This window comes from Streptomyces sp. MGP-BFMKR1 (assembly GCF_057766585.1).
In genome coordinates, this window is sequence record NZ_CM173408.1 from 8,493,177 (window position 1) to 8,503,402 (window position 10,226).

Below are 10,226 nucleotides of genomic sequence, written 5' to 3' on the forward strand. Positions count from 1 at the left end.
AAAGTTCGTGGGAGGGACGCCTCCCTCGACTCTTCCTGTCAGAAGGGCCCGCGCCGGATGGTGCTGCTGCGCCTGGACTCCCACGCCCTGTCCCGCTCCCGCTTCGCGCTCTCGCCGCTCGCCGAGGCCCTCGGTGCCGCCATCGCCCTCTCCCGGCTGTGGAGGGTCGTGAGCCGGTGTGAGAGTTATATGGTTGGCCACAGCGGTAGCTGGCCTCTTACAAGGTGGTCGGCAAGAGGCCCTGGCTCGCAGCGGGCAGCACTCCGTGCAGCGGCGTGCACAGCACGTGTGGGCGGCCCGTGCTGTGGTGGCCCGTAGGCGGCCTGAATAGTCCGGCCGGCATCTTTATCAGTGCAAGTACAGGTGATGAGACCCGCGCGTCACACTGAGCCAGATGGTGGGCGCGTGCCTTGCGGGAGCTGGCCGCGCGCTCCGAACCCCGCAGGGCGAGGCTTGCGGCATGCCGGCCATCGATGACGTCGGCCGCGAGTTGCTCGTTGCTCTTCGGCGGCTGGTTGTCGGGTCTGGTTGGTGTCGGTGTGCGAGTACGTGGTGGGGAGAGCGGTCCGTGGGTGGTGTTCTGGCGGCCGGCCTCGTGGACCGTGCTGGTTGAGGTCCTGCTGTTCTGCCTGTGGCTGGCGTTTGAGCGTCTGTCGAGTTCATCACCGGTGTGATTCGGGTGTGGGTGTACGTGCGGGTCTGTGGTGGTGGTGAGCTGGTGTGCGCGGGCCTGCGGTGGGGGAGCGGGTGTCTGTGTGTTGGCTGTCGGGTCGCCGACGGTATCCGCCGGTCGGAGCGTGCAGAGTTGGTGTCGCTGCCCAAGCCATGCAAGTGGGGGGCGCCTCGGCGTTCCGCTTCTATGGCGTCGGTGTCGTTGACCGGTTGGTACAGCGGGCGTGGGCGGGCGGCAGAGCGCGGCGGTGCGGGCGCTGGTCTACATCGCTTCGGTGGTCGTCGCGGTGGTCGTCGCTGCGACGGTGTTTGTGATGAACGACGGCGGGGCTTCCACCGCCGGCACCTGCTTGCCGAAGTCCGACGTGACCTTTCCTACGTCCTGTGTGGCCGATCCCACCAGACGAGCCCGGACGAACAGATCGTGCAGAGGGCAGTCGCCGGCCCCCTCCGCTCAGTCGGCCGGACGGCTTTCCCCTTCGCTCAGTCGGCCGGACGACTTCCCCCTCGGCTCGGTCCGGCGGACGGTTTTCCCCTTCGCTCAGGCGGTTGGTGGATGATGGCCGCCGATCCAGGTGTCCTGTCGCTGCGTGAGTCTCAGGCCAGCTTTCCCCTTGGTGCTTGCCTGTTCTGGGGCAGGGAGGTTACGCGGGCGCGTGATCAGGACCGTTGAGGGTTAGCTTTGCGTGTGTGCTGGATAGCCTCGCGGGCCGTGTGGATGAGGGCGGCGTTGTTCTGGGCGGGGGTGCCGTCTGGGAGGTGGAGCACGTCTTCCAGGCCGATGCGGGTGTCCAGATGGAGGGAGGCCGCGAGGTGGAGCATGGGCCAGGCAGTGGCGTCCTGGCCGTGCAGGAGGATCGGTGGGGTGGCTGGTTCGAGGTCGTCGAGGAGGTCGGCAGCGGTGTGGGCCGCGTCCTGTGGGGTGGTCTCGGTGATCTCGGCCAGGATGCGTAGGGCTCGGTGGGCGTCGGGCCAGTCCAGGAATCGCTGTGCGGCGGGGGTGCCGGAGTAGATGCCGGCTTCGATACCGATCCCCTGGTCCAGCAAGGCCGTGGCGACTTCGGCGGCGCCGGCTTCGTGCCAGTTGACGGAGGCGTGGTCAGGGAGCACGGTCCAGGTGCGGACCTGCGCGGCGCGGAGTTGCGGGTCCGCCGTGGCCCACGCACCGGTGGTGACCCCAACGGGGACACCTGGGATCGCGGCTCGAACCGCGCTGACAGCGGCGGCGACAGCGTCAGCCTCCAACGTGTCTTGGCCGTCGCGGTCCTTGGGGTGCAGATGGATGTCCTGGGCGCCGGCGGTGACAGCTTCGCGGGCCGCCGCTGCTAGTTGGGCGGGGGTCACCGGGAGGTGGGGGCACTCGGCGCGGCTTCGAGCGCCGTTGAGACACACCTGCAGCATGACGCTATCCTCCCAGGCCGCGGCTGGGTGTCTCCAGGGTGCCGGCGTGCCAGGACGGCGACCTACGTCCGCACCTCCGCACACTCGCCTTGGGCCAGTGGAGTAGAGCGCCATGGTTGTACGTCCGAGCGCAGTGGAGCGCCACCGCTCCAAGCCGTAGATTCCAAGCCGTACATCCCGAGCCGTGAATCTTGATCGTCTTGTGAGCGGTGCTTAGGGTTCCCTGCTCATGGAGATGGGGGAGCCGGAGCGCGGTCGTAGGCCATGGCGCGACTGGTTGGCCAGGCATCGTACGATCACGGCCCTGTTCGCCGCGACTGTGGGGTTGGCGGTCTTGGGTGCGGTGCTCGTCGTGTTGCCGGGTGTGGTGGTGGATTATGACCTGGTTGGGGAGGGCGTGGCTGCGCGGGATCGGCTCAAGGCAGTGAACGACGTGCGTACGACACTTGTGCAGGCTGTGGGTGGCATGGTCGTGCTGTTCGGCGCGTATGCCACCTGGCGGCAACTGCGAGTGAGCCAGGCCGGCTTACGTGCCACTCAGGGAGGTTATGTTACCGACCGGTTCAGCACGGCCGTTGACCAGCTCGGTAGTGACAAGCTGGAAACACGTATCGGTGGACTCCACGCGCTGTGGCGTATCGCGGAGCACTCCGCTCGAGACCGTGAGGCTGTCATCTCCATCCAGGCCGCATACCTGCGTACGCACCTGCCGTGGCCGCCTACCGTACCGGGAGCTCCAGCGAGGGACGTGCCCATCAACGATGTCGTGCCACTGGAGGTACGTGCTGCCGATGCTCAGGTGGCGTTGACCGGGCTCGGTGTGCTGTTGCTGCGACCGCGACAGCAGTCTGGGATAAACCTCAGTGTGACGGATCTGCGCCGGGCCGATTGCGATGGCTGTGGTTGCACGAGGCCAACCTCGACCGGTCGTGTACGGAGGCGGCGGGCCTGTACCACGCCAACCTCACGCAGGCGTCTCTCGTCTCGGTCAACCTGCGGCACGCCGACCTCAAGACGGCGATCCTGTGCCGGGCTCGCTGCGTTCTGGCTGACCTGCGGGGCGCACGGCTGGTCGAAACCGACTTGCGTGCCGCGGACTTCACCGAGGCCGACCTGCGCGAGGCGAATCTGCGCAAGGCCGACGCGGGCGGCGCTGTCTTCCGCCGCGCCGACCTGCGCCTGGCCGACCTGCGGGGCTCCGACTTGAGCACGGCCGATCTCCTTCAGGCACGTCTGGCCGGCGCGTTGGCCAGCGAGCACACTCGCTGGCCAGCCGGTTTCGACCACACGGCGGCCGCCGTCGTGATCACCGAGGCCCCTGGCCCCGAACCTCCGCCGCTGCTCCAGCCCTCAGGGATGACGACACAACACCCACCCCTGCGATCCCTACCGTGACCGAGGAGCCCCGCCCCGAGCGAAGACCACTGCGCGCGAAAGACCGGGCCGACGTGAGACTTTCGCTGGGGTGTCCGGAGTTAGCTCGTGACAGTGCCTTGTCTGGTGGCGGCCTGGCTGTTGGTGTTGGCGAGCCGGGAAGGGGTGGTCCTGGGCTCGTTGATGTGTCACCGGGGGCGAGCCGGTCCACGGTGATCGCGCGAAGGGCAGATCGATGAAGAGCCTTCATCCCTAAACAACTCGTTCATGGTGATGGCGAGGTTGTTTTTCTCCTTTCCGCTGCTCGTATGGTTGGAGAGTCGCGCGCGCAGCAGGGCGTCGCGGAACGGAACGGTTCTCGCGTATGAGGACGGTCCGCACCGGTGACGTCTGGGCCCGGCCGCGGTCGGACGAAGTCGGCGGCACTCCCATAGCGGCCATGACCTGGTCGTGTTGGTCGAAGGTGCCGGCATCGCCGAACCCGAGACCATCCTGGACGACCGCCCGACCATTCTGGACGGCCGCCCGAGACTATTCTGGACGGCCGCCCGAGACTATTCTGGACGACCGCCCGAGGACATATTGGATGACTGGCAGCGGGTGGGATAGCGCGGTGGCCCCGCCCATCAGTTCAGCGTCGTCCGACATATTTCGAGCGGTGCCAGCTCTGCTGCTGCCCCTGTTGCCCCAAGGGTGTGACCCTTCCCGGGTCCGCCGTCCACGATGAAGGACGGGCCCGGGGACAGGCAGAGCAGTAGCACAACCACCGAGATGCCTCGCCGGTCACCAACCTGGCACGGACGTCTTCCAGGAAGTGATAACACCAACCCACAGTCCCGAAACAGCCGCCACCGCGCCTGCTCCACCAACCGGACAGACGGCTCGCTGCGCCCCGTGCCCCCGGCCAACACACCACCCCTTAGCCAGGCCACCAACTCAGGGGGGCACGAGATGGCTGCCTGCCTCATCGAGCTGCTGGTGTTCCGGGTGCGGGCATACGGCGAAGGTCGGGGTCAGTAGCCCAGGTCGAGGTAGTCGATGTCGTTGAGGGTGACGTCGGAGAGTCCGGTGGCGCGGGCTCCGCCGTCTTGGAAGTAGATCTCTTTGAATCCTTCGGCGATGATCGCGCGCATCTGCTGGTCGCTGGCGCCTGCGTCGCGGGCGTCGAACAGGCGCTGGGCGTACTGCGGGGGGAGATGCACGGTAAGTCGCCTAAACCGTCCGTCGTCGGTGGTGCCGATCGGTGCGGTGTAGCCGAAGCGGGCGCGGGTCTCCACCGTGATGCCGGTCATGGTGGCGGCCTGTCGTTGCCGACGTTTACGCACCTGCGGCTGCCAGCGCTTGCGTACCGCGTCCTGGATCCTCACCGCGACATCGGCGCGGGCGTGCTTACGAGCACCGCGCCGATAGCGGTTCACCGAGTCGGCGGTGACACCGATCTCGCGCGCGACAGCCTTCGCACTCCCCAACTGTCGCAACAGGAAGCCAATCTGTCCCTTCAACGTCTTCGGCGGCTGACGGGTGAAGGATTCCCGATCGGCCCGCTCAATCGCCTCATCAACCTCCCCCACGCCCCTACTCACCTTCGTCCACGACGGCGTCGCCGCCCTTGATATGCCGGGCTGGGTTGAGACCCTTCTCCATCAGCTCCACCGCCCACAACATCGACTGAACACCCTCCAACTTCGCCAGCCCCGGGGTGGGCCCAAGACGAAAGGCGCCAGGCTGAGGCTTGCCGGACTCCGCGTAGGGCAGGAAGTCCAGCGGGCTCGCGCTCGGTGAGGGGTAGACGACGCAGTCAGAGAGCACGGCAAGCGGGAACAGTCCGGTCATCCTCGCCATGTTGCCCAGCTTGCGGTGCATGTTCACCCGGGCCTTGCTGATGACGGCAGCGCGGATATCAGGGCGCCAAGTCGGCCGCTGCAAGGCCGGCCACCGCTCACCCTCCTTGTAGTGCCTGCCCTGCGGGCGCTCACGGAGCTTGCCCACGCCCCCCTTGACCGTGGCCTTGATAGCCGCGAGGACGGCGGCCAAGGCCGGATCAACCTGCTTGTGCTGCTCCATCGCCGTCAGGAACTCGGCATCTGACAGGTCCTTGGTCACGCCGAGGTCGGCGAGGGTGTCCACGTACGCGCTCTTCAGCCGGTCATGCCAGGGGTCCAGGTACGCCCCGGTCTCCCGGCGCAGGTACGCCTCGATCGGGTGGACGTCGTAGCCGAGCTCCTGGGCGTAGGCGAGGGTGTGTGTCTGGTACCAGGCCGGGCCCGTCGGTCGGGAGCCGGTCGGCGTGAACGGCGAGGGCAGGCGCGGGTCCAACTCGATGTGGGACAGGTCGACCAGCCAGCTCCCGGGGATCTTCGGGTTGAACGTCGGGCCCACGAAGTGGTCGGGGGCGGACAGGCCGACGACCAGGCGGGCCGCGGCAGCCAGGAAGGCGGTATTGAGATCCAGGCCGACCGCGAAGGGCAGCATGCACTCCTCATCGGACAGCGTCTCCACCGGCCGCACCCACTGGTACGCCTCCTCATCGAGGAAGCCACCACTCCAGCCGGACTGAACGACCACCGGGTGCTCCGGGGTGGCCTCCGGCGGCGCCGGGTCGACCGGCTCCGTCCCCAACGAGCCCGGGTTGTAGCCGCTCACCCAGTTACCGGTCCCCTCATCGCGCTCCGGCCTCGTCGGCGGGCGCAACGCCGTCATCAACTCCAGACCCGAGACAGCCGTCGACCCCCGCGGGGTGATGACCCGCTGGGCGTACACCCCCAGCACGCGGGCGATCTCAGCCGGCTCCATCTCGGCGACGCCAGGCCAAGACCGCTCATCAAGGGCATCCCACGACAGAATCGCGAGCTGCACACACTGCCGCTCGCGGCCCTGCGCCTTACGGTAGATGCGCGCCCACGGGCCGAAGCCCCGCTGCGTGAGCTGCCACTTCGCGCGCCCCACCTGCTTGACCACCGGGTGATCCTCCGGCAAACGCAAAGAGCGGCGCTGCTCGTGACCCTCCAACCGCTCGGGCAGCCCGAACTTCACGGCAGCCGCGGCGGTGAGCACGATCAGCGGGTCGGAGTCCTTGCCGTGGCGGTTGAGCTTCGGCGCACCAAGGCCGGACTCACCTAGCGTCCACTCCACGAGCTCGGGGATGGTGGTCGCCGGACAGTCGAGCACCATCCCATCGACGCCATACGCGCAGCCCCCACCATCCAAAACCGCAAGCGGACCATGCGGGAAGCGCGGATCGGCAGAGGGCCGGGGTGTCTTCTTCGCGACCGGGCGGCGCGACGCCGCGGTCGACCGGGGGACGGAACGTACCGGCCCGGTGGCCGCAACGCTGGGCGCCTGCGGGGCCTCAGCCGCCTCCCCCCGAGAGACGGCCAGCTCACCGAACACCGCCGGCGCCGTCACGGCAGCCGCTGCACCGCGTGCCGGATACTTCGCCGCCCACCCCTTCAACAGCCGCTGATATGCCTCCAGACGCGGCGACTTCGGCTCGGAGCGGCCGTTCTCCCAGTTCTTCACCGACTGCGTCGTGGTCTTGAGGGCCGCCGCGAGGCGCGCCTGCGTGATGCCAGCGGCCTCACGCAACCGGGCACGCTCCACCGGAGGCGGCAGATGCGGCTCCTCATTCAACAGAGCGTCAACGGACGCGAACAGCTCTTCCTCAGACGCCATTCCCTGCACCCTCACATCAGGACCAGTACCGCTTAACCCGAAACTTATCCCATCCCTTAACCTTCCCGCGCCCATGTCAGTCCGAGGCTGGCGAGCGCGGCGAGTTTGTCGACGGTCAGCTTGGCCCGGCGACTCTTGCTGTTGGACAGGAACACCCCGAGCTTGATCTCCGTCCCGTCCGGCAACGCCTCTACGTGCCCCCTGGGGACCTTCACAGAGCCCGTGCGGGCCTTGTACTGCGCCAGGGCCGCAACGCCCCTCTCGAAGGCGCTCACAGGCGCCATGGACGGCTGCGGAGGCACGCCCGTCTCCACCGGGGCCGGCGCCGCGGCGAGCGGGGTGACGCCGACGGCTTCCAGGCGCTTGCGCTGCCCGTCGGCCAGGGTCGCCCACACCTCGGGTTTCCGCTGCCGGGCCAGCCACTTGCCCACGTCCATCCCGTGCACGGTGACGCCGGGCAGGACCTCGGCCGTACCTTCCTCGTCGCGCACCAGCTCGCGTAGCGCGGCGTAGTGCCGCTGCCACTCGGCGGGCCACGAGGGGTTCCAGTCCTCGTCTACGGCCAGGAGCGCGGCCTCCCACTCGGGGTGAGTGTCCAGCGCACCGGGACGGCGCAGGTTGGACAACCACTGTCCCACCGGCTTGCCCAGCGCGGCCGCCGATCGGGGAGCGCACAGCGTCCAGTGCTCCTGGAAGTACACCCGGGCCGCCGCCAGGTTCTCCTGGAACCGCACATCGGCCGCCGACCAGGCCATGCCCAGCCTCTCCAGCCGCGCCGCGCGCCGGCCGTTCATCTGCCCCGCCCCGTACGCCCGTCGCTGCTCCGCCACCCACTGCCCGAGCGGGAACGCTCCCTCCTTGTGCTCGTACGGAACCCGAGCGTGGCCCTCACGCTCGACGTACTCCTTGAGCTTCGCCCAGCCGCGCGCCCAGTCCTGCCGTTCGGTGTCGATCACGTTGAAGGACACCCAGTTCGCGACCATCACCGGGTCACGCGGAGCCGCGAACCGGAGCAGCAGACGACTTTCTTCATCGTTATCATCGGGTGCAGCCCCGATGTATTCGGAGGGTTGCGCAACATCCTTCTGAGGCTCCTGTGGAATCGCCAGCAATTCCACGGCCTCTTCATCGTGAGCCCGCAGGCCTTCCAATACCTTCACCAAAGGCCGGTACGAACCCGAAGTAAACATATCCTCCGGCGTTTCATCGGGCTGGAGAAATACCGGCACGATCAAAGAGGCGAGCTTGCCCTCTCCGGGTTTTTGACGCAGCGCGCGGCCAATCGCCTGCACGATGTCGTGCGGCGCGCCCTTGGGGTCCAGCAGGGCCACCGAGTCCACGGCCCGGATGTCCACGCCCTCACCCAGGACACGGCAGTTGGAGAGCACCGCGCGCCGGGCGGTGGAGCCGAACTGGCCCAAAACGTCCCGCCGGCGCTCCGGGACGTGCTCGCCACACAGCCAGTCCGCCCAGATCTCCGACGGGTACTTCCCTGGCTCGCCTGCGTGCAGCTTGGCCGCCACGCGCTCCAAGCCCTCCGCATACGCCTGCGCCTCCATGGTCCGGTGGTGGAAGGTGATGCAGGTCTGGAGGTTGTGCTGCGCCATGGCGTGCAGCAGCGCGGCCTGGAGCGCTCCGAGGCGCTGCCCGCGGACCTCCTCGGTGTGCCGATCCTCGCCCATCAGCCGCTTGGGTGTGACGACCGGGTCCTGGAGTTCCAGGACGATGATCTGGTACCGCGCCAGCAGCTTCCGTGACACCGCCGACGCGAGCGAGAGCTTGTACAGGACGGGCCCGAAGACCTTCTCGTCGTCCATGGAGGCCGCCATCTCCCGCGGCAGCGGGTCACGCACCCCTTCGGCGACCTCGCGGTTCAGCCGCTCCTCCCAGATCCGCGGCGTCGCCGTCAGGTACAGCCGGCGGCGCGCCGGGATCTTCGTCTGGTCGTGGATGTCCGCCCACGCCTTCCCCATCGACCCACTGGTCCGGTGCGCCTCATCGACCACGGCCAGGTCCACCGGCGCGAGCTTCTGCCCATAGGCGCCCTCGAACGCCTCCGTGAGCACGCCCAAGGACGCATAGGTGGCGTAGATGGTCACCGGCCCCGTGGAGTGCCACAGCGCCAGCCGCACGGGGTTCGTGGTGCTCCGCACCCCCAGGTGCCACAGCTCCGGATCATCCAGCGGCGAGCACACCATGACCGCCGGCCCCTTATGCCCAACCCCACTCCACGCCTTCACGGTCTGCGCCAGGAGATCCAGGGTCGGCACCACCACGAGAATTCGCCCCTTGGGCACAATCCGCTTCGCGGAGGCCGCCGCGATGATGGTCTTGCCCGTCCCGCACGCGGCGTGCACCTGCCCGCGCAGACCATTCCAGGGAATGCCACCCGGCGGGATGTCGAGGCCGCGCACGATAGCGGCTACGGCCTCAATCTGGTGTTCACGCAGTTTCACGGTCATGTGGTTTACTCGCCGTCCTGCTCGGGCGTGCACTCGTGATCGGATTTGAGAATGGTCCCGTCGTCGACAGGCCCAAATTCCCATGTTGTGCCGCAGCCGTTACAATATCCAGAACCGTAAAAACTCACGTTCGCCATGCTTTTGAACCTTCCGGTTGAGCAGCGAAAAAGCGAATCCGGCGCGGTGAGCGGCGGGCTGGAGTGGTGGTGTCTGCTCCCAGACTCTACACACTCGACACCAGTGATGCATCATTCAATGCGCGCAGCTCCCCTCTGCAGGTTGACACTTGGTCGAATCTGGCCCGCTAGCACGGTTCATAGAGTACGTTGGTGAGGTATTAGCGAACGTGAGCGGGCGGTTTCGAGGGGGAGAGGAGGGGTTCGGGTGGAGCGCAGCGGAGCCCGTCACTGCGGTGGGCCGACACTCGATCGGGCCGACGACCCATCACTCTCGTTACACGAGTGGTGGGCAGAAAGCCCAAGTCCCACACAGGCCCGCGCGTGATGCACCCCCTCGTAGCCAGCTCGGGTGATCGCGCTTGCGCGATCACCTCCAATTCGCGCTTGCGCGAATTGTATTCCGTTCGGAATTCCGCAAGCGGAATTCCGTCCCGCTTGCGGGGGAATTCGAATTGCGCTTGCGCAA

At 67.6% G+C, this 10,226-nt stretch carries 5 protein-coding genes; 1 reads left to right on the forward strand and 4 read right to left on the reverse strand.

The window, feature by feature from the left end; all coding sequences use genetic code 11:
- Positions 1–1,332: 1,332 nt before the first annotated feature.
- Complete coding sequence (locus AC3CHW_RS33980; protein ID WP_488469068.1) at positions 1,333–2,073, reverse strand: 3-keto-5-aminohexanoate cleavage protein; 741 nt, start codon at positions 2,071–2,073, stop codon at positions 1,333–1,335.
- A 903-nt stretch (positions 2,074–2,976) separates the two neighbouring features.
- Here AC3CHW_RS33980 and AC3CHW_RS33985 point away from each other — a divergent pair.
- Positions 2,977–3,468: a pentapeptide repeat-containing protein gene (locus tag AC3CHW_RS33985; RefSeq protein WP_488469069.1), complete on the forward strand. Its 492-nt coding sequence runs from the start codon at positions 2,977–2,979 to the stop codon at positions 3,466–3,468.
- Between the two features lie 992 nt (positions 3,469–4,460).
- Here the strand turns inward: AC3CHW_RS33985 and tpg are convergent.
- From tpg to AC3CHW_RS34000, 3 genes are read right to left on the reverse strand one after another with little or no spacing between them, the layout of a single operon-like run.
- A complete protein-coding gene (tpg, locus tag AC3CHW_RS33990; protein WP_488469070.1) occupies positions 4,461–5,018 on the reverse strand; it encodes a telomere-protecting terminal protein Tpg in 558 nt (185 codons plus the stop codon).
- Between the two features lie 4 nt (positions 5,019–5,022).
- On the reverse strand, positions 5,023–7,119 hold the full coding sequence (gene tap / locus AC3CHW_RS33995; RefSeq protein WP_488469071.1) for a telomere-associated protein Tap: 2,097 nt from the start codon (positions 7,117–7,119) through the stop codon (positions 5,023–5,025).
- A 56-nt stretch (positions 7,120–7,175) separates the two neighbouring features.
- Positions 7,176–9,581 (reverse strand): helicase associated domain-containing protein, encoded by a 2,406-nt coding sequence (locus AC3CHW_RS34000; protein WP_488469072.1) that lies wholly within the window; start codon positions 9,579–9,581, stop codon positions 7,176–7,178.
- Between the last annotated feature and the right edge of the window lie 645 nt (positions 9,582–10,226).